We start from the raw sequence: 19,317 nt of genomic DNA on the forward strand, positions 1-19,317 counted from the left end.
TATCCGCGAACTGCGGGCCGGATGTGACCGCCGGCCCACCAGATCGGATAGTTGAGACGGCGGGATCACGTCAGCAGACTCCGCCGAATCTGCCGTTCACGAGGGCCGGTGATGAGTAAGGAAGGAAAAGGCGAAAAGGGAGCAATGAAGGGCGGAGGGCGGCACGAATTCTTTGTGGTGAATCTGACCAATGAAAAGCTGAAGGGGCACGTTTTGTGGAGAAGCGGCGGCAACGAGATCAAGCTCGATGTCAATGGTCTTGAGCCCGGCAGGGGCTCGCCACGAAAGCAGTTTTTCCCGTCGAGCGGTAACCGGGATTATTGGCGCTGGTCGGAACGGTTCAGGGAGTACCAGCTGAACTGTTACGATGGCGACACCTATGCCGTCGTAACCATCAGCGGCTACGGAATCGGGGTGCTTGTTACCGCCACGAGCCCCGATACGTGGAAATGGTAGCATAGCGCGCGGTGCTGCCCTTTGCGGCGTCGACCATGCCCGCAATCCCACGCCTCATCCAACTGGCCCAACTTGTCCGTAACCGTCGCCAGGCTGAGAGTTGCGCGCGGACATCCCTGTCGTTGCCAAGCAGATACCCCATCCGCTCCGCGTGCTTAGACCGCCCACGCGGTGGCTATAGCTCAATGCTTCTGTCCGCTCTCGCGTGCCTTGCCATCTCTCCTAAGGGTCGGCAGGAAAACCTTCTCGATATAGGTACGGAAGCTCACGCCATCGATTGGCCCCTCGGGAACCATGGCGCATCGATCCGGTCATGGCGCACGCCGGCTTGAGCTGTTGCACTCTCGGCGATCGCCGAGAGACTATTGGCAGGCAGGCCCTTCGGCGCTGCAAGGCCCGGGCTCACAGACTCGCATCTTGCAGTCAGTCGCGTTGTTCAGCGACGAGCGTGATGCTTGAGATATAGGCCCTCATCACACCACTGCGCCGTGTAGATCTCGTTCCTGATGGCAAACGTTGTCATGGGCTCATTGTCGGTCGGCAGGAGGTACCATTGGCGCAGTAGCCAGAGCATGGCATCTGGGACGTATTGGTCGCCGTGAACAAAGTCCTGGGGAACGTACACTCCGATGTCCGGAAGGCCGTACAGTGCGTGCGAACCGCCTTGCCCGGAGGACGATGCACCGGCTGTGGACGATGCCGCTACCGCAGATGATGGAACAGTTCCGGGGCGCACCTCCACCGGTCTGTGGTGTTCAAACCCAGGTTGCGGAATCAGCATAATGTCAGCGCCCGAGAAAATTATTTAAAGTCGCGACCTCGCTTCTTCCTCTCCCTGCCCACTGCGCCGAATACAGCCAACCACGGATCCGCAGATGTGTCGGCCGAAACGGCCCCGGCAGGAGTCCGTGTGTGTCGAGTGCACGGATCAGCACGGGAGGAGCCGGTTGGATGCCGTGCTCCCAGCCCAAACCGACCATACTTCCAAAATCGGCCTCCGACGGGCGAGCGACGAAACTCGATGACGCTTCCGAAGTAACGGCAAATGAAGATCGTCCGGTGGCTTGATCCCACAGCGGCGAAGCATCGCCGATGCCGCTTACAAACGGGGGGAGGTACCTGCGACGCGCCGTGCTGCGGAGCGCCTTCGGCCGCCGCATCGTCCAGAAACGACATGATCAGTTCTTGATCGCCCTCACTGAGGTCGAAGTCATCTGGGAAGCCGAAGTCACCTAGTGATCCCGCAGCCTCCGACGATGCGCCAGGCGGCGCCGAGCCGCCGTACGCCGAGGATAGCTCCCCACGTCTGGCAGGCGATAATGGCCGAAGCACAGCTGAGGCCGGGGCAACTTGAGCATCGTGACGCGGCCCATAGCTCGTGGACACATCCGGCGCGACAACCATGTACTGAGTGCCCGGCCCGGCGCTCGATTGCGCCTGCTCGCGGCACAATTCTCGAAGGTGCCCCAACGCAGCCGGCAGTTGGTGGTCCTTATAGTGTTCAGCATCCTGGGTCAGCGTATTGTCGTACAGGCGGCTAGCTATCGATCTCTTTTTTGCGCCTGGAGCCAATTACTGAATCCGCGTAGAGCAGAAGCGTAGTTGCGGACAGTGGCTGGTTGCACAGGCAAGGGTGCCATCCTGAAGTCGGAAATAAGCCTCTCATCCTCAGCACACATCGCTTTGATGGGGCGGCCAGCGCGGCTGGTGATAAGATGCCCGACCGGCCTCCCGGCAACGATGTTTTGAAGACGTCTCAACGCCAGCGAAAGAAGTTGCGGCGAAGAAGGCTTGAGGGTGCTCGTATAGACCTGCAAATCGGCATCCAGCTGGCTCAACCGACCGGCCATTGGCTGCCTTCCAGTCTGGCGAAGCCAGACGCCGAACTTACTCGCTACGCTTTCCAGCGTCTCCCTGTAGTGTTTTTTGTGGTTTCTTTCGGTTTCTATTGCGAGTCTTGAGATGAGTTGCGCATCACTTTCGAAGAGCTGTTTCTGCCGGTCAGAGAAACCTGCGGGCGAGAGACCTCTCATTGAATCCGGGGGTAAGACGCACGATCGCCCTCCCGGCACCGACAGCTCGAAGGTGTTCCAACGTTACATCAAGAACTCGTCGGTCAGAAACGCTGAGCGCGGTCAAGACTGGAAGGCCGCCACTGGCCGGTCGGTTGAGCCATCCGGTAGCTCTTCGGACTGTCCGTCATCGTCGATCCCTCCTTCAGAATTTACTCAGCGCGCAATCAGCCAACCACCGTTTGCAGGCGTTTGGAGCATATTCTTCGTCGGATTGTGAGCCAAGGGTCAATCGGTGGGCGGCACTGTCGTCCGCGAAGCGAGGATAGCAGAAGCCTGCAGATCCACGCTTAAAGTCCAGTCGATCTCGAGGGTGCCAGTGTGGAAATCGTCGACAAGCGGGTGTGTGAAACGAGCATCGACGCAAATTTCTGCGTGGCGGCGATGCAGCAAGAGAGTGAGAAAGTCCCTGCCCTATCTCACCCCGATGCGGCCGCTTGCGATAATCGAAGCGAAGTACAGGACCAGATTGCCGGTCTGGAAACCGAGCTTCGTCCAGCCCAACTCTGTCCAATCGACGGTGGGAATTGGAAGCTCGGGGAACTCGATGAAGAGAGTTTCGATCTGAGCCGTGTCATAGGCGAAGCGCTGCCCTCACTTCTTGCGCCACGCGATCAGCACATGTTTCGTCCCAGGCGCCAGATCGAGCGCCGCTCGTTCAGATGGATCGACCGGGATGAGGCGGCAACCGGAGTGCAATTCGGATCGAATGCTGTCGCTGGCGTTCCAAAGAAGGCTCATCGGCGGCTGACCTCTTCGGCGAACAGGCCGTAACTATCGGCGTTGGTCATGTATTGGGTTGTCGATAGGCGAGGGAAGCTTGGCTCGTCGTGATAGGCATGGTCGTCAGTGCCCAAAACCAGATGTGTTGCCTCATGCACAACGGTTGCGGATCGGAGGCGGTCGGAATTGGCGAAGTGCCGTTCATGCAGATTGATCCCGCTGTCGGGGAGCAAGCGCCGGATGTGATTCATGGCATAAGATCCACCAATCACTCCCATGGTGAGGGTGCCGAAGAATATCGCAGCTAGTGCTCCGGCATGCTCTACGCGCAGTTCCTCAACTGACCCACTGCTATGGAACGACGCCGAGCCACGCTCGAACGCCATCCCTCCTGCCAGAAACAGACCCAAACCAGACCATCCCGAGCTCACCGAGCGGGACCGCAACGATCTTGGAACGATACGCCACTCCGGCCAGGTCACTGGGCCGGCCCTGACATAAGCAAGCGTGGCGTCGTTGGATCTCGGCCGAATCCGGTACAGAGGAGCGTCGACGAACCACGCTTTGAAACGCTGCCCTTGTGTTATTGGCTTGTAGCGATTGAGATAGGTGGCCACCTTCCTATAGCTTGCGAGGATTTCCCGGATGTCGGCGAGGTCCTGTCTGCTAGTGCCCGCGACACCAAAATATCTGCTCAAGGCCGGTCTCACCTCTTGCTCGACGTCTTCTTGCATGCGGGGATCCAAGTAGGCTTCTAGCTTCTGGGTGGTGATGCGGACGAAGCTATTCGCCCGTTCATGGTCTCTTGCAACAGTGTCTTCGTAGTTGTGCAATAGCTGAGGCGTACCGCGTACCTCGACCCTGTTGGTGCCTGCGGGATTGATCACCGAAAGCGGGTTATCATTGATATAGCTGTCGATATTGATGATGTGGGCGTCATCGGGATAAGGATTCATTTTTCGGCGCCCCATCAGGCCGGGCCAAGGGCCAACTGCCTGGAGTTGCTGCCCGTCAGACGTGAGCCTCCGGAGGTGAGGCCGCGCCGGCTTGAGAGAGTCATGAACGTCCCCATCGAGTGTTATGGACTCCTCCATATCGGGAGCCAGTAATCTTGGGGGAGACCGAGTATCAAGACTGGTGCTGCGTTCGCCGGTCAATAACGTGTCGGTTTGGCGGACGATGATGTCGTCTGGTCTGCCTAATAGCCCGAACGTGGCTGTGTAGCTCACGTGACCGATCATGAAAGTTGTTTGCGGACGAAATGCGCTCGGCAGTACTCCATTGGAGAGCATTGCGGCCCTGAGCTCGGGCGACGCGGGTTGGTCGCCGTGCTGCCAACCTCGAACGTACATTGCTAGATTTGGAGTGGCAGGCGCGTATACACTTTGGTCCGGCAAATAGGTCGGCCACGGCCTCCGGGCGGGGCTAGGTGTATTCCAATTGTCGGCAGGCAACTGGCTGACTAGGTCCACTCCCAACCGAAACTCCGTCGAAAGCGGGAATGTCGCGGGTTCATCAACCACTGCCAAAACTCCCCTTCTGCTTCTTGCCGACGAAGCTCCATAGCTCGTCCTACTTAAGGCGTTCGGTGCGGATCTCAACCATGATGTCATGCAATCCCATGCAACCCATGCCAGGCGGCGTGTCGAAAAAAATACTTAAAAGGCCTTAAAAACGCTATTCCTGACACTTCACGGACACTCGCGAGGTTAGTCATCGAGAGTGTTGCGTTTTTCCCGGAAATAAGGTGGCTTCAACGGGAAGCTCTGCTTCCGATCAACTGACGATTTCCTCGCGGCGCAATTCTGCGATGCTCGCTGCAGAAAGGCCCAGTTCCTTCAGAACCTCGTCGGTATGTTGCCCGAGCATGGGCGGCGGCAGGCCGGGGCTGCGCTCGTCTCCGACGAAAGTGACGGGATGTCCGACGCAGTTTAGGCGACCCGCCGCCGGATGATTGTATTCCATGATGAGCGTATCCGCCTTGGTGTGCGGATGTTCTAGCCGTAATTCTCACACGGCCAATTGCTCTGCGACGGGGATAGGAGGATCTGGCGAAGGCGACGAGGAGCCGTGGCGCTGAAGGCGCGGGTGGCGATTTGATTTTGAGCGTCTCCGTTGGGCCTTGTTGGTGATGTCGCCGATTGGACGCGTCGCAGCTTCGCGTGTCAGGACGGCGAGGCGCGAGCCTTGGCGGCTTCGGTCACACGGCGAGCCACGTGTCCCCACTCCTGGGCGGCTGGGCAGGCCGACGCCATGGCGATCTTGATGCGGCGGACGCTGATGCGCACCAGTGCGCCGATCTTCAGGAGCTTGAGGCGGATGGTGCCGCAGGTGGCGTCCGCAAAGGTGGTTTCGGCAAGGCCGATGCGCCGCAGGGCACGGATCAGCACATAGGCCATCGAGGCGAACCACAGCCGCAGTGTTGGCGCGCATGGTCGCTGCGGAAGTGCGGTCGTCGCCGCAGAAGCGCGGTCGGCATAGAGGTCGAGCTTACACTCCTTGATGCGGTTCGCTGCCGCCCAACTTTGGTAGGTCGACAATTCTACGGTCTGTGTGAATGTGGGCCTGTTGATGAACGAGAGCAAGCGCGGCTGGCGCTGGGCGTCATCTCTGGTCTTGTTATTGGTCCGGGCCGCGCCAAGGCTGGATCTGACGATTTGTCAATGGGCGGGTCAGCGGCAACCAGAGTGGGCATGCCAACCAAGCACAACGGTGCCAACCCGAATGCCTTCGGGCTTTCGACCTCTCAAATCCGCTTGATGACGCAGCGCCAGGGCGCCTACAGCCAAACGACTAGGGAATTCAACGATGCCAAATGCCAGCATGCGACTGAGCGTTCCAGAAACTTTTTCTTCTCCTCAGACCAAGTCGAGTTATCTGCGCCTCGGCTCTTATTCGGACGACGAGGCAAAACTTGTCACTGGTCTCAAGGCGACGGTCAACGATGATCCGGCAGTCACCCGCGAGCATGAAAGCGACAACGCTGGCATACTTGCCTTCACCAACAAGGACTTCCAGGCAAATGTCGAAGGCGCGGCACTGTTGAAAATCGGGGGCGGCCAAACGATGGAGGTCACGAACGGAAACGTCCAGCACAAGGTGCCAAAGGGCATCTATGAGATCTCCGCCGAGAATGGCGTGTCAATCACTGCTGGTAGCGCTGTGACGTCCGCGGACATCATCCTGACGGCTTCGAACCGGGTCAAGTTGGTCAATAAAGGTGACAAAGTAGAAACGACCACTGGCAACACCGAAAAGCGGATTATGGGCAACACCGAGGAATTCTTCGACGGAACAAAACTCACCTGTATGCGCGGCGCGACTACCCAGCTGACGATGGCCAGGAACGTATCAGTCTTCTTTGGAGAAGCGTTCACCTATAAGATTTCAAGATCATGTTTATTTAATCTGGGCGATGCGCAATCTGTCACGGTTGGCAACAACCTCAACATTGTCAGAGGCCACGACGTCAAGCAAGTGATCGGCGAATCGATTAAGTGTGTTTTGGGACCCGACTTCAAGTCGGCTGATAGTAGTCAAACAATTCTCAAAACAAGCAGTTTCAAATACGTACCCGATGAAGACCTGAAGGTGGTCGGCCGCGACAGCAAGATCTGCAAGACCAGCGTGTCCGTTACAGAAAAAGCCGTGAGGCAGGGCAAGTTAAGCACGGCGCAGCACGAGCTTGTCATCCAAGCAGCAGAGAACATGTCCCGCACCGGTAAGAAGGAAGTCATACAAAAGGACCAGACAATCTTCCTGTAGCTGACCAGAGAGCAAGAATGACGATGACGATCCGCGCCACAAACGCTCAAATTTTATCGACAGCCGAGCGCTTGCTAGAAGGCGAACATAACACGGCCCGTGTCGTGTCAGTCAGCGCATTGCGGTGGACGTCGAATTCGCTAGCACTCGGCACAATTGACGGTAGCTGTCGGATATCCCTCGCCTGACCTTTGCCACAGGACATGTTTTGCTCGCTACCAACGTGGATCAAGCTTTTTGTCGTGACCGTGCTCGAGCGGGCGGCTTCCAACGGTCCTGTGGTCGGCCTACTCGGAGGTCACACCATTTCGATTGAAGCCAAGACCATCACTCTTGCGGCGCGTCAGCGCCCCTCCTTTTGCGCCGATAGTGTCGATCTGCAGGCCAAATTGTTTTCGGTACTCGCGAACAAAGGCACCTGGATCGGTAAACTCTACACGTTAATCGCGGATCATGTCCGATCCTCGGCGCGGCCCCAGGAAGCGAGCACCGGGTCGCTCACCGTAAAGGTAGTTGACCGTGCCACGTTGATTGAGCGCATCGACGTTTTGCAGACCGAAACGCGAGCCATTGGGCTTACTGGCATTGCTTCTGAGATCGCCCACATCAAGGTCGCCGCGGTGAGCGCGGCTCTCCGTCGCGACGGCAAACGCGTCACGGTTGCGTAGCCGATGCCGTCCGTTGGCATGTCCGCTCCGAGCTGGCAGGACCGGGTTAGAACGGCCCAGGAGCTTATTGCCGCCGGCCGTATCGAGGAGGCGGAAGCGCTACTGGAGGAGGTCCCTGTCACAAGCGATCCGGATACGCTCAATGCAAGGGCCACATTGGCGCTTGCGCGGCGACAGACCGAGTTTGCGTTCGATATGCTGGCTGAAGCGGCGACCATTTACCCCGAACACGCGAGCCTCATCACCAATCTCGGTATCGCCCACCAATTGCTCGGCCGCGCTGAGGAGGCGATGATCTGCCTCGAACGCGCGGTTGCTCTCGCCCCGCGCAACGGTGCGATTAAGCTAGCGCTCGCTCGAGCCCTGTTGAGCCACGGCAACGTTACGGATGCCCGCGCGATGACGGAGACCGTTGTCGACAACGAGCCAGGCAATACGCGCGCTCTCCTTCAATTCGGAGCCATCGAGTTCGCCTTAGGCCACACTTCGTCGGCTGAGACTGTCCTGCTTCGTGCGCTCGAGATTGCTCCAGACGATCCTGATGCGCTGGGCCATTTGTCGGCCCTTATGCTCGAACGAAGCCGATTCGACGAGGCGCTCAACCTTGCCGAACGCGCGCATCTGCGCGCCCCACTCGATACAGACGGCCTCTTGCATCTGGCTTATTGCCGCGCCGCAACAGGGCGCTGGTCGCAAGCGGAGACGACCTGCGAGAAGTTACTGGCCTATGCGCCGGCTCATGTTGGTGCCCGCGAAATCTTGGCCCGCGTTACGATTGCCAAGGGTGAAATGGACCGAGGCATTGCGCAACTGACGGAATTCGTTCGCGCTCGAAAATCGGACCACTCCGCCGCGATTGCTCTGGTGCGTGTCCTGCAACTCGTTGGCCGGTTCGATGAAGCCCTCAAGCTTGTCGACCGCGTCGCGCAGGCGCTGCCAGAGAATGAAGCAGCGAAGTCTTTACAGAAAACGCTCGAACTGACGCTCGGTCGCTTCCCGTCACCCGATCCGACCGCCTTAGAGCCTGTGACGCGGATACTCGTCCCCCCGACGACCGGCGCACTCGAGTTCGTGGCGCTCGTTCGCCTCTTGCGCCGGCTGACGAGCCAGCAAGATGTGCATGTGGTCGCGGAGCCACGTTATCGGGCTCTTCTTGCCCACCTCGCTGAGCCGGTGATTATCGACGAGCCGAGACCTGGACTCTCAGCTACGCCGTTGCAATCGCTATTGCGCATTCTGTCGATCGACGCCGGCACCATTGCAGATGGCGTTCCGTACCTGCGTCCCGATGCCGAGCTATTCGCCAAGTGGCGCGATGCTTTGGCCGTGTTCGCAAGGCCGTTGGTAGGAATCTTATGGGAGAGCAGCGCCCTCGGCCTATCGATGGAGCAGGTCGCCGCTGTGATTCCACACTCCGTCACGTCGATCAGTTTGATGAGTGGAGCGCAACGCCACGACATGAAGCGATGGCGTCACCCGATCGATGCCGGTGTGCATATCGAGCGCCCTGCGGAATTGATCGCAGCGATCGCCAATCTCGACGCCGTGGTTGGGCCCGACAGCTTCGCCGTCCATATCGCCGGAGCACTCGGAGTCGCCGGCGTGGTTTTCGTGCCATGCGGTTATCCCTGGTATTGGGCCCAGGCTGGCGGAAAGCCACTGTGGTACCCGTCGTTCGAAGTCGTGGCGCAGGAACGGCTCGGCCATTGGTCTGAGGCGATCGAGCAAGGTGGGCGTAAACTGGAGGCACTGCTGCACGCGTCAACGAGCGGATTGGAGTAACGTGCTCCCTCGATCGCATCTGGAAGGCTGCTCAAAGACAAAGCGAGATGGCCCGTTTTTGGGACCCTCAGTTAAGTTGGAAGGCGACCGCTCCGTCAACCGCCAATAGAAACGCCCGGCATTTTGCGCGGCGTTTCTATTTGGCCGGTACTATGCTGGATAGTAACTGGGAGGCCTCGGCAATCACATAGAGCAGCTAACAGCTAGTATGGAGCGGATGATGACGAAGAAGACGAGACGGAGTGTGCTTAGCCTGATCGCCGCCGCCCAGCTTTGGCAGGTCCGCAATTCCACGATCTGTGTGAATGGGGGCCTGTCGGTGAATGGAGCCACCCCAGCGCAGCTGGCTGAAGCGGCGGCCAGCCTCGGCCTTTCTCGAAGCTCTGATCGCGGCCGTCCCCTACAAGATCCACACGGTGCTCACCGACAATGGGATCCAGTTCACCTTCCCGCCACGCTATGCGGACGGCCCGACGGCAAGATACGTGACGCATATGTTCGATATGCGATGCCAGGAAAACGGGATCGAGCATCGGCTGACCAAGATCAAGCATCCCTGGACCAATGGCCAGGTCGAGCGCATGAACCGCACGATCAAGGAAGCGACCGTCCAACGCTACCACTACGATCGACACGATCAGCTCGAAACTCACCTTGCCGACTTCATCACCGCCTACAACTACGCTCGGCGGCTGAAGACCCTGAAGGGCCTCACACCCTACGAATACATCTGCAAATGCTGGACTTCCCAGCCAGAACGATTCAAACTCAATCCGCTCCAGCAAATGCCGGGACTAAACACCCATCGTTGCCCCTTCTTTCAGGAATCGGGATGCGCCGGCGCATGCATCACGGAAACGATTTGATCGGCAGCGGCAGCGACAGAATCAGCGAACCTCTTCTCCTCGGCGATTGCTTCGTCGAGTGCTTTTAACTCCTCCTGAATCACCTTGATGTCGGCGCACCAAGCAACGCTCGGCAGGGACGCGTCGTTCGCGGCCGCTGTGTCGACGGCGTCCTGGGCCAAACGGCGGCTTTTTTCAGCCAGGGCTTGACGGAGGGCGCGAAGGTTATTGATGTAGTAGAGCATGATCCCTCTCACTCCGAGTACGCCCTCACCGGTAGGTTGATTCGCGCACGCAGAGGATGCCACTGTCACCTCGCGGGGTTAGACGCGCGCGGTTATCCGCGAGGGCATCGCCGTTGCGAAGACCAAAGATGTCTACAAGGGACGCAAGCTTTCGACTTCGCCGGCCAGCCGATCACCAACCCCGCGACAGCCAACTGGACGGTCAACCAGGGACCGCACTCGCAAGCTCCGAACAACAACCAGATCTCGTGGTGGACTACCAGTTCTATTGTTTCTGATACTGGCAGCTCCACCTGTTCTCGGATGATCTGGAGTGCTAAGCACGAGTACTCTTTCGCGCCGCCGAAGTTGGTACATTGATCGGAACGTCGGCCGCGTTCACGCTCGTTTCAAATGAGCCGCAATTCGAGCAAAGAGTTATCAGAGCTCCTCTTGATTTGGACTATTGAATGGTCCATATTTCAAAGACGAACTAAATCATTCGAACCGGTACGCAAATGCGCATTTCCGTCACCGAAGCCAAAGGCCAATTGACCGACCTGGTACGCCGGGCAGAAGCGGGCGATGAAATCATTCTGACACGGCATGGTCAGTCGGCTGTGCAACTAGTTCCCGTCAAGAGCGCGCGTCTGGACGCCCGTGGACGCAAGGAACTGCTTGAGGCAATCCGCGATTCTGGCTCCGCCAAGGCTAGCCCGGGACCAAACGCGGCAGGTAGCCAGGATTTTCTTTACGACAGAAACGGTCTGCCCAAATGATAGCCGTCGATACGTCGGCGCTTATGGCGATTGTTTTGGGTGAGCCGAGCGCCGATGCATGCATCGGAGTGCTGGAAGCCGAGACCGAAGTGCTGATATCTGCCGGTACCGTGGCGGAAGCTCTCATTGTCGCCGGTCGGCGGAACGTTGATGGCGAGATGGTACGTCTCATCGAGGGCCTTGGTCTGGAAATTATCACGGTCACACCGGCCAGTGCTCGTCGCATTGCGAAAGCTTATGAGCGTTGGGGCAGGGGCTTGCACGCCGCTGGTTTGAATTTTGGCGACTGCTTTGCATATGAGGTCGCAACGGAGCATTCCTGTCGTTTGCTCTTCGTCGGCGACGATTTTTCGAAGACGGATGTGGGCAGTGTGCTGTAGCGGCGTCGCAAGACCGGCACGCCCGTGGAACGTCTGCGTCGATGAGATGCAGCGGTCGTATTCAATTTGGCTTAGAATTTTACGAGTTGATTCGAAACCTAACACGCCCTGTTCGCCATGTCCGCATTGGCTCCCGCTCTCAGCCCTCACGGTGTGCTCAGCCTCAAGCCCTCGAATGACGCGACGGCATGGGACCCGGCCCGCAGCACACGCGTTGTGAGGGCGTTCGAGCGCGGCGCGGGTCATGGCCTTCTGTGCCTGGGTGTGGACGAGGTTGGAACGAGCTTTCCTGCGGCACTGGCATATTGGCACGAGTTTGGCATTCGCTACGTCACCGCGCTATGTGCCCTGCCGGATGTGGGCGAAGCGTCGACCAAGCCGGCGGTCGGTTCTCCGAACAAAGCGTACTTGGAAAGGCTCGCCGCTGCGGCCCCGCCCATGACTGGTGCGGAGTACCTGACGGCCTCGATTCTCGCCCATCTCTGGCGTAGCCTGGATGCCGCATGCGACGCCGAACTTGCCGAGTCCAAAAGCAATGTTCAGGAATTCCTCAAGTCTCGGCATGCCGCCTGGAATCTGGTCGGTCGCGTGCACTTCAATCTCGCGGAAAACCGCAAGGACGAGGCGGCGCCATTCGCATTTCTGGCGACCTATACAACGCGGCTGTCGGCGCAGGCAAAAGCGCAGCATCTGCCGCTCGGCAAAGCGTTGCAGGAATACGCGGGCGCCAAGAACCGAGAGCGCCTGCTGTCGCTACTGATGCCGGTCCAGCGCGCCGCCGAACAATGCGCCTGGCTGAAGACCATGGTCGATTCCGGCGAAATCTTTCATCCATTGCGGTGGAGCCCGCAACACGCGCTGCGGTTCCTGAAGGACGCCTCGGTACTGGAAAGCGCCGGCGTCGTTGTGCGGATGCCGGCAAATTGGCGCATGAACCAGCCCGCGCGTCCGCGGGTCAAGGCCACAATCGGCGGCAATGCGCCCGCGCAGCTTGGGGTCAACGCGTTGCTCGACTTCCACATGGAGGTGACGCTCGACGGAGAGGCGCTGTCGACCGCCGAAATCAAGAATCTGCTCGCGCAATCCGAAGGATTGGCGTTCATCCGCGGCAGGTGGGTTGAGATCGATCGGGAACGATTGAACCGGACTCTCGAGCAATTCAAGGCGATCGAGCGGCGGGCGGCTGACGATGGCCTCTCCTTCGGCGAGGCTATGCGATTGTTGGCGGGGGCCAGTATTGCCGGCGATTCGGCGACCAGTGTTCCGATCGAGGCCGACTGGAGCCAGGTCACTGCCGGCTCCTGGCTTGCGCAGACGCTGGCGGAGTTGCGCCAACCAGACGGCTCGTTGCGCATCAATCCGGCCCGATCGCTCCAGGGCACGCTGCGACCGTACCAACAGACAGGTGTGCAATGGCTCCATCTGCTCGTCAGGCTCGGGCTCGGCGCGTGTCTTGCGGATGACATGGGTCTCGGCAAGACGATCCAGGTGTTATCCCTGCTCCTGTTGCAAAAAGAGCGGACGGTCGGCGAACGCAAGCCGTCGCTGTTGGTGGCACCCGCTTCACTGCTTGCCAATTGGGCGGCGGAAATTAGCCGTTTTGCACCAACCCTAAAGGCTCTCGTCGCTCATCCGTCAACCATGCCGGCCGAAGAGCTGAAGCATCTCGACCGGACGACCGCACTGGGCGGCACTGATCTGATCATCACCAGTTACGGATTTCTGAACCGGGTCCCGTGGTTGCTGGCGACACCATGGCAACTGGTGATTCTCGACGAAGCCCAGGCCATCAAGAATCCGGGTTCCAAGCAAACCCGCGCGGTCAAGCTATTGCGCACCGACGCGCGTATCGCGCTGACGGGTACGCCGATCGAGAACCGGCTCGGCGACCTCTGGTCGATCTTCGATTTCCTCAATCCGGGACTACTCGGATCGGCCAAGCAGTTTTCCTCCTACACCAAGCAGCTCGGCGAGGGCGGCGCGCCCAACTCGTACGGCCCATTGCGCGAGCTTGTCCGACCCTACGTCTTGCGTCGCATGAAGACAGACCGGAGCATCATCGCCGATTTGCCTGATAAGACCGAGGTAAAGGTGTTCTGCTCACTCAGCCGGAGGCAGGCCGCGCTTTACCAGCAGGCCGTGAGCGATTTTGCCAGTCTGCTAGGTGACGCCGACGGCATCGAACGAAAGGGCGTGGTCCTCGCCCTCCTCATGCGGCTCAAGCAGATTTGCAATCACCCATCGCAATGGCTCGGTGACAACGCATGGGCGGAGGAGGATAGCGGCAAGTTCGGTCGCCTGCGCGACCTCGCCGAGGAAATCGCATCCCGCCAGGAAAAGGCGTTGATTTTCACTCAGTTCAGGGAGGCGACGGCGCCTTTGGCGGCATTCCTGAGCTCCGTCTTCGGCAGGGAGGGCCTCGTTCTCCATGGCGACACCGCGGTCGGAAAGCGCAAGGATCTGGTGCGCAGGTTCCAGGAGGAAGAGGATGTGCCGTTCTTTGTCCTGTCGGTCAAGGCTGGGGGCGCTGGCCTTAACTTGACCGCGGCGTCGCATGTGATTCACTTCGACCGATGGTGGAATCCGGCTGTTGAAAACCAGGCGACAGATCGTGCATTTCGCATCGGGCAGACCAAGAATGTGCTGGTGCACAAATTCGTCTGCCGCGGCACCATCGAGAACAAGATCGACGAAATGATCGAGGCGAAGCGGCAGCTTGCAGGTGATTTTCTTGGTGGCGGTGCCGAGGCCGCGCTGACCGAGATGAAGGATGACGAATTGCTGAAGCTCGTGAAGCTCGACTTGGCAACCGCGATGAGGGAGGAGTAGCGATGAGCTATTTCGAGGACCGCTGGGGGGCCTATGTCTCGGTCGCCGAGAAACGTCGGCAGGCCCATCGGAAGATCTCCGAGCTCAAGAAGAACGGAGGCCCGGTCGCACCCGTGACGATCGAAGGTCGCGCGATCACCAGGAACTTCTGGGGCAAAGCGTGGTGCAGCAATCTCGAACGCTACAGCGATTTTGCCAGCCGGCTGCCGCGCGGCCGTAGCTATGTTCGTAACGGGTGCGTCGTCGATTTACAGATCACCGCCGGCAAGATCGCGGCGAAGGTCAGCGGTCAGGAGCTCTACGACGTCACGATCGCCATTGCTCCCGTCGCCGCGAAGCAGTGGCGGGCTGTCTGTCGCGACTGTTCGGGCACGATAGATTCACTGGTGGAGCTGTTGCAGGGCCGCCTGGCCAAGAGTGTCATGGATCGGGTCTGCCGCGAGGGCGATGGCCTATTTCCTGCGCCCGCTGAAATCAAGCTGTCCTGTAGTTGTCCGGATTGGGCCGACATGTGCAAGCATGTGGCGGCAACGCTTTATGGCGTGGGCGCCCGTCTCGACGACGCGCCCCGACTGCTGTTCGTGCTGCGCGGTGTCGACGAGGGCGAACTGCTTGCCGGTACAGGGCAGGAGATGACACATTCGAAATCCGCGCCCGACGCAAGCGCCGTGCTGAATGACGGAGATGTGGCTGCGCTGTTCGGGATCGAAATGGCCGACGTCACCGGACCGGAGGTTTCCGGTTCCGCGGCGTCAAAGCAGAAGCGAGATCCGAACCCGAAGCGACGTATCAAACACACCAAGGGAGCCAAGATCGCCGCTGCGACGAAGACACCCGCCTCACGAAACGACAAGGTCGCGTCGGCGCGAAGCGTCAATGCCCGCGGCGGCAAGAAACACTCAATAGGCCGACGGACGCGTTCGTCGCGCCGTTCACCAATTTAACGGTCGCCCGCGCCGTGCGAGAGCGATACGCGGTCCGACTAGATGCCAAGGTCCCCCGGGGGACAAACGTCCTGACCACTCGGATGAGCAGTGCAACGAAGCACTTTGATCGTGCGACGAATGCCCACTTTCGGTCGGAAAAGCCCAGTGGTGCGACCAATAAGTCATTGATTGTTCTCACCCCGGGGCTGACTCTTAATTAGCGGCCCGGTCGGACGCCGCTCATGCAACAAGCTTAGGAATCTCCTATTCAATCAATCGCAACAATCGGGTGTTGCGCCTCCCCGCAACCAACGATTCTCTTGCGAAAGCAAGATGCTTAAAACCCGGGCTTCCGAAAGGACGTCGGGGCAGCGAACCGGAGGATCGCGGCCAGGTCGCCGCGCAGCACGATCGCCAGCCCGACCTCGTCAGGCACAAGCGTCACCTGATCGACCAGCGTTCGGAACACTTCAGCCGCCTCGGCCTGTCGTCCTCGCTGTGCAGGCTCTCATAGAGCGCAGCGATCCGTTGGCGGTAGATCTCCGCCATGTTCGGATGCAGGAGGGGCGGTGGCTCCTCCGCGTTTGCCAGCAGCTAGGTCAGTTCTGCCTTGCGGGCTTCAAGACCACCAATCTTGTCCCTGAGCTGAGCGCCGGGGACACCATCCAGGATAGCTTGGATCGCTCGATCCAAGTCCCGCTGGAGCGATCGGCGCGCGTTTCCTCTTCGCACCAGATCTCCATACGTCACTGGAGTTCAGCGGGCGCGAACAGCGACTCCATGAAGACCACCTGCTCCACGTAGCTTGTGAGGAAGAACGTGCAGAACTCTATTAGGCCATGGACGACGTTCACCTCATTCAGGTCCTCGTGAAAGGCCGCCTCCGAGTGGTGGTCGGCGCCCGCTACGACTTCTTGACCGACGCCTTCGTCGAGATCGACGACGTCGCCTCGCTGATCAGGGAGGCGTGAGATGCCGATCCGCGTTCCCCGCGGCATCGGAGGTCGCCCGCGGGTTCGATGCGCGTCTTGATGCGTCGCTCGTCAGTCGCGAATAGCCGGTCACGCCTTACCACGTGGCTGCGTAGGCGGAAGCGGAATGGGTCGCGCTATAGAGCGTGAAGCGCGTGACGGGTTGCCTGCCCTGACTTCATATTGATCGGCAAGCTTCAAGAGACGTTGCTTGGTAAACGGATCAGCTTGCTCAGCGATGTCGCGGACCAAGGAGGGCCGAGCCCGATAGAAATCCTCGTTCATAAAACACCAAACACATGCAGGTCTGCTGGTATATATACCGCTTGATTCGCTAGCGGTCTGTTTCTTTCTGCGATAGTTAAGCGCATTCCGATTTCATTGAGCTAGCGTGAATCAATAACGCCGCCGCGGCTTGCGCGTTGGTGAGGATGCGCCTCACCCATTCTCGTGAAGTGCCCCGCTAGATTGCCGCACACATCGAACAAACATTATTGCAGCGTACGCGGACCAGCCTCCATCGTCCTTGCCAGCAGCCGGTCTTCAAGCTGGCGGATCTTATCCAACAGCTCGTAAGCCTCGGCGGTCATCGCGGGCGTGGTGATTGACGACGCCGCCCGTCAGAAATGCAATTGCCAAGGTTGCGTCGGAAACATCTTCATCCATAAGCAACGCCGCCAGCTTCTCGGCCAGCAGCTTTGCGCGGTCCAGAGGATCGCCTGTCGCTCGTGACGGCGCGGGCCGTACCGGTTCTGCCATTCGAAGCTATCCTTGCGTCAGGTAATTTGTAGCATCTACATTCCCGAGCGTTCAATCTTTCGCATCACAAATGCCAAATTTGAATGTGCAAATTCGCAGGCGTCGTTGTTCCATAGCAATGGATTCCAAATTAGCGTTATCGAGTGAGGAACGTTTCTCCACCCTGAAGGTCAGCTCTCGGATCGCGCAGCGGCGGGGCAGCGGATAGTCAGAGTCAATCGTCGATTGAGCGCCACGCAGCGGATTCATTAAGGCGCCTTCGAGCATGTGCACCATCGATATTGTTCCTGATATTCCCGAACGATTTTGGCGGATACGCTACGACACCGCCCATGATCCGAATTCGCCGACTCTGCCAGACATTGAAACCGGGGCAAATTGCCAGAACTTCGCCTACGAACTGCTGCGGCATTCGGGCGACACGCTCCCAAGCTGCGATCAAGTAATCTTTGGCAGGATACGGCATACACGATCTCCGTCGACGAATACCGCCCGCTAGACCTCCCACTCTTCAACAAGAGCCAAAGCGCCTGGGGAGCTCATGTCGCCGTCTACGTTGCCAACGACCGGGCGATCCATCTAAGCCGCAGTGTTGGCGTGGCCGCTGTATGGCGCCTTGCGCAGTTCGCGCAACGTCTGGAGTACCGGGTGCTCGTTGGAGCGAAACGAGCGTTACGCTCCACGTCCGATCGCTAAACTTGCGTGTCGAAATCAAGTTGAAGTCCCGCTCGTCTTCCGGCTGAGACTTGCGGCGCAAACTTGACTGCGAAGACAGAACCGCCAGAAGGTTTAAATCGATGGCTCAACTACGTTCCCGGACAGCCTCAGCGGCACCGCGCGTGAGCTATTTCCTTGCTATGATCGAGAGCCATACACCGCGGATCAATTCGGTCTACGACGTCCTTTCGAAGATCCTATCCAACGCGGAGATTTTCAGCGGAAAGTTTCCCAGAACGACCGGTCTTAGGCTCGTAGCTAATTCGCGAGCCCTCCGCCAGGCCGGTGTGGCCAGCCCTTTCAACGGCACTAACGTGCACGAAGATGTCAGGCCCCCCATCGTCCGGTTTGATAAACCCGTATCCCTTGGTCGGGTTGAACCACTTCACGGTACCGATTGCCACTGCTGTATCTCCAAATTGAAGTTAGTCAACTTAGACGAGGGCCGAGGCCGACATCAAGTGTGACGAGTGCCAAGAAGGCTTTTCATTCCGATCCTCCCGCCGCTCCGATAGAGAGGGACGTCCGCCTTGTTTGAGCACGTAGGCGTGACCGATCAGACAAGTCGTGGGATCGAGCCTTGTTGACCGACGGTTCCAGCACCGAAACCAATTCGGCATTGCTGGCCGTCCTATCCATATCCACTGAGCTTCGCCGGTCCGCAACGCGAAGGCTTGCATGACGCTGAAAAAATGCAATTTCGTCGCCGAAGCAGCAGGAATAGTGCGCGCTCCTCATCGAGAAGCAGATACCGTAGCCAGCGAACGCCAAGGAGAGCTTTCGTGTGCGATTGTGACCTCTTCTCGGACAGTGTCTTGGCAGCGACCGCGGCCGGCTATTTGCCGTTGACTAAGATCAAACCATGCCGTGCGGATCCGTTATCCTCGGCAAGACTCAACGGAGGCGAGACTCTCATGCGTTACCTTTGTTTTCTTGCGCTAGCGTTTTTATTCATCGTCGGTCCTGGACCGAGTTCCACCGCCGCTCCACGGGATGGGAGCCGCGTGCCCCCCGCTCCGCAGGACCTCTATTGCCTTCAGGGACGTATCTGGGGCTATCCGGGCAATTGCCAGTTCTCGACCTATGGCCAGTGTCTGACCAGCGCATCCGGCACAAACGCCTATTGCGGCATCAATCCGATCTACGCGTTCGAGCGACATGGACGGCTGCAGCGCTGATTGAAATCGCCGCCGAGGCGAGGTGAGCATGCTTGGCGTAAGTCCCGCAAAATCAGACATGCCTATTCGAGACGCAGAAACGAACTATAGTTGGGCGCATGCCGCGCCAACTTTGCCGCCTTGATCTTGAGGCCAATCGTTGGCTGCGGTCCCTGTCGGGACGAGATCTTTGGCCTAAGGGGTGCTCTTACACTCCCCCCACCAAATCTGCGTTCGCTTGGCCCAGGAGTGCCCCAGGGGACG

18 protein-coding genes and 2 pseudogenes are annotated in these 19,317 nt (G+C 59.0%); 11 read left to right on the forward strand and 9 right to left on the reverse strand.

Annotation, left to right across the window (positions count from 1 at the left end):
- Positions 1-111 precede the first annotated feature (111 nt).
- Both NLM33_RS38505 and NLM33_RS38510 read left to right on the forward strand, forming a co-directional pair.
- A complete protein-coding gene (locus NLM33_RS38505; RefSeq protein ID WP_254103613.1) occupies positions 112-456 on the forward strand; it encodes a hypothetical protein in 345 nt (114 codons plus the stop codon).
- 2,393 nt (positions 457-2,849) lie between these two features.
- The gene (locus NLM33_RS38510) at positions 2,850-3,302 is read left to right on the forward strand and encodes a hypothetical protein (RefSeq protein ID WP_254103614.1); all 453 of its coding nucleotides are present in this window, start codon (positions 2,850-2,852) and stop codon (positions 3,300-3,302) included.
- Here the strand turns inward: NLM33_RS38510 and NLM33_RS38515 are convergent.
- The 3 genes and pseudogenes from NLM33_RS38515 to NLM33_RS38525 form a co-directional block, all read right to left on the reverse strand.
- Positions 3,266-4,207 (reverse strand): M35 family metallo-endopeptidase, encoded by a 942-nt coding sequence (locus NLM33_RS38515; RefSeq protein ID WP_254103615.1) that lies wholly within the window; start codon positions 4,205-4,207, stop codon positions 3,266-3,268. The genes NLM33_RS38510 and NLM33_RS38515 overlap by 37 nt on opposite strands.
- Positions 4,208-5,027: 820 nt before the next feature.
- Entirely contained in the window at positions 5,028-5,216 is a 189-nt protein-coding gene (locus NLM33_RS38520) for a hypothetical protein (protein WP_254103616.1), read from the reverse strand.
- 200 nt (positions 5,217-5,416) lie between these two features.
- Positions 5,417-5,761, reverse strand: a pseudogene (locus tag NLM33_RS38525) (transposase); the annotation flags it as partial.
- 298 nt (positions 5,762-6,059) lie between these two features.
- On the opposite strand from NLM33_RS38525, the gene NLM33_RS38530 reads away from it, so the two are divergent.
- From NLM33_RS38530 to NLM33_RS38545, 4 genes and pseudogenes are all read left to right on the forward strand, one after another.
- On the forward strand, positions 6,060-7,016 hold the full coding sequence (locus tag NLM33_RS38530) for a hypothetical protein (RefSeq protein WP_254103617.1): 957 nt from the start codon (positions 6,060-6,062) through the stop codon (positions 7,014-7,016).
- 242 nt (positions 7,017-7,258) lie between these two features.
- On the forward strand, positions 7,259-7,684 hold the full coding sequence (locus NLM33_RS38535) for a hypothetical protein (RefSeq protein ID WP_254103168.1): 426 nt from the start codon (positions 7,259-7,261) through the stop codon (positions 7,682-7,684).
- Positions 7,685-7,687: 3 nt separating this feature from the next.
- Positions 7,688-9,466 (forward strand): tetratricopeptide repeat protein, encoded by a 1,779-nt coding sequence (locus NLM33_RS38540; RefSeq protein WP_254103618.1) that lies wholly within the window; start codon positions 7,688-7,690, stop codon positions 9,464-9,466.
- A gap of 362 nt (positions 9,467-9,828) precedes the next feature.
- Positions 9,829-10,332, forward strand: a pseudogene (locus NLM33_RS38545) (integrase core domain-containing protein); the annotation flags it as partial.
- Here the strand turns inward: NLM33_RS38545 and NLM33_RS38550 are convergent.
- Positions 10,287-10,556, reverse strand: a complete 270-nt coding sequence (locus tag NLM33_RS38550; protein WP_254103619.1) for a hypothetical protein — start codon at positions 10,554-10,556, stop codon at positions 10,287-10,289. The pseudogene NLM33_RS38545 and the gene NLM33_RS38550 overlap by 46 nt on opposite strands.
- A gap of 497 nt (positions 10,557-11,053) precedes the next feature.
- On the opposite strand from NLM33_RS38550, the gene NLM33_RS38555 reads away from it, so the two are divergent.
- The 4 genes from NLM33_RS38555 to NLM33_RS38570 all read left to right on the forward strand — a co-directional run bounded on the left by NLM33_RS38555 (position 11,054) and on the right by NLM33_RS38570 (position 15,467).
- Complete coding sequence (locus NLM33_RS38555) at positions 11,054-11,314, forward strand: type II toxin-antitoxin system Phd/YefM family antitoxin (RefSeq protein ID WP_254103620.1); 261 nt, start codon at positions 11,054-11,056, stop codon at positions 11,312-11,314.
- A complete protein-coding gene (locus tag NLM33_RS38560; RefSeq protein ID WP_254103621.1) occupies positions 11,311-11,694 on the forward strand; it encodes a type II toxin-antitoxin system VapC family toxin in 384 nt (127 codons plus the stop codon). Before NLM33_RS38555 ends, NLM33_RS38560 begins: the two co-directional genes overlap by 4 nt.
- 117 nt (positions 11,695-11,811) lie before the next feature.
- Positions 11,812-14,523: a DEAD/DEAH box helicase gene (locus NLM33_RS38565; RefSeq protein ID WP_254103622.1), complete on the forward strand. Its 2,712-nt coding sequence runs from the start codon at positions 11,812-11,814 to the stop codon at positions 14,521-14,523.
- Between the two features lie 113 nt (positions 14,524-14,636).
- Positions 14,637-15,467 (forward strand): SWIM zinc finger family protein, encoded by an 831-nt coding sequence (locus tag NLM33_RS38570; protein WP_254103623.1) that lies wholly within the window; start codon positions 14,637-14,639, stop codon positions 15,465-15,467.
- Positions 15,468-15,786: 319 nt separating this feature from the next.
- Here NLM33_RS38570 and NLM33_RS49400 read toward each other — a convergent pair whose 3' ends face one another.
- The 5 genes from NLM33_RS49400 to NLM33_RS38590 form a co-directional block, all read right to left on the reverse strand.
- Positions 15,787-15,918 (reverse strand): hypothetical protein, encoded by a 132-nt coding sequence (locus NLM33_RS49400; protein WP_256570584.1) that lies wholly within the window; start codon positions 15,916-15,918, stop codon positions 15,787-15,789.
- 277 nt (positions 15,919-16,195) lie between these two features.
- Positions 16,196-16,447 (reverse strand): hypothetical protein, encoded by a 252-nt coding sequence (locus NLM33_RS38575; RefSeq protein ID WP_254103624.1) that lies wholly within the window; start codon positions 16,445-16,447, stop codon positions 16,196-16,198.
- A 531-nt stretch (positions 16,448-16,978) separates the two neighbouring features.
- On the reverse strand, positions 16,979-17,179 hold the full coding sequence (locus tag NLM33_RS38580; RefSeq protein WP_254103625.1) for a hypothetical protein: 201 nt from the start codon (positions 17,177-17,179) through the stop codon (positions 16,979-16,981).
- A gap of 51 nt (positions 17,180-17,230) precedes the next feature.
- Positions 17,231-17,455 (reverse strand): hypothetical protein, encoded by a 225-nt coding sequence (locus tag NLM33_RS38585; RefSeq protein WP_254103626.1) that lies wholly within the window; start codon positions 17,453-17,455, stop codon positions 17,231-17,233.
- 638 nt (positions 17,456-18,093) lie between these two features.
- Positions 18,094-18,300 (reverse strand): cold-shock protein, encoded by a 207-nt coding sequence (locus tag NLM33_RS38590; RefSeq protein WP_254103627.1) that lies wholly within the window; start codon positions 18,298-18,300, stop codon positions 18,094-18,096.
- Between the two features lie 510 nt (positions 18,301-18,810).
- Between NLM33_RS38590 and NLM33_RS38595 the strand changes: the two genes are divergently transcribed.
- Positions 18,811-19,074, forward strand: a complete 264-nt coding sequence (locus tag NLM33_RS38595; protein ID WP_254103628.1) for a DUF3551 domain-containing protein — start codon at positions 18,811-18,813, stop codon at positions 19,072-19,074.
- Positions 19,075-19,317: the final 243 nt, after the last annotated feature.

This window comes from Bradyrhizobium sp. CCGUVB1N3, from assembly GCF_024199925.1.
In the GTDB taxonomy this organism is placed as follows: Bacteria; Pseudomonadota; Alphaproteobacteria; order Rhizobiales; family Xanthobacteraceae; genus Bradyrhizobium.

Excerpts from the sequence above, each read along its gene's own strand:
- NLM33_RS38575 (WP_254103624.1), bottom strand. The coding sequence starts at position 16,447 with ATGCCGCGGGGAACGCGGATCGGCATCTCACGCCTCCCTGATCAGCGA.
- NLM33_RS38555 (WP_254103620.1), top strand. The coding sequence starts at position 11,054 with ATGCGCATTTCCGTCACCGAAGCCAAAGGCCAATTGACCGACCTGGTA.
- NLM33_RS38565 (WP_254103622.1), top strand. The coding sequence starts at position 11,812 with ATGTCCGCATTGGCTCCCGCTCTCAGCCCTCACGGTGTGCTCAGCCTC.
- NLM33_RS38520 (WP_254103616.1), bottom strand. The coding sequence starts at position 5,216 with ATGGAATACAATCATCCGGCGGCGGGTCGCCTAAACTGCGTCGGACAT.
- NLM33_RS38580 (WP_254103625.1), bottom strand. The coding sequence starts at position 17,179 with ATGGCAGAACCGGTACGGCCCGCGCCGTCACGAGCGACAGGCGATCCT.
- NLM33_RS38540 (WP_254103618.1), top strand. The coding sequence starts at position 7,688 with ATGCCGTCCGTTGGCATGTCCGCTCCGAGCTGGCAGGACCGGGTTAGA.
- NLM33_RS38560 (WP_254103621.1), top strand. The coding sequence starts at position 11,311 with ATGATAGCCGTCGATACGTCGGCGCTTATGGCGATTGTTTTGGGTGAG.
- NLM33_RS38515 (WP_254103615.1), bottom strand. The coding sequence starts at position 4,207 with ATGAATCCTTATCCCGATGACGCCCACATCATCAATATCGACAGCTAT.
- NLM33_RS38530 (WP_254103617.1), top strand. The coding sequence starts at position 6,060 with ATGCCAAATGCCAGCATGCGACTGAGCGTTCCAGAAACTTTTTCTTCT.
- NLM33_RS38595 (WP_254103628.1), top strand. The coding sequence starts at position 18,811 with ATGCGTTACCTTTGTTTTCTTGCGCTAGCGTTTTTATTCATCGTCGGT.
- NLM33_RS38505 (WP_254103613.1), top strand. The coding sequence starts at position 112 with ATGAGTAAGGAAGGAAAAGGCGAAAAGGGAGCAATGAAGGGCGGAGGG.
- NLM33_RS38585 (WP_254103626.1), bottom strand. The coding sequence starts at position 17,455 with ATGGTGCACATGCTCGAAGGCGCCTTAATGAATCCGCTGCGTGGCGCT.
- NLM33_RS38550 (WP_254103619.1), bottom strand. The coding sequence starts at position 10,556 with ATGCTCTACTACATCAATAACCTTCGCGCCCTCCGTCAAGCCCTGGCT.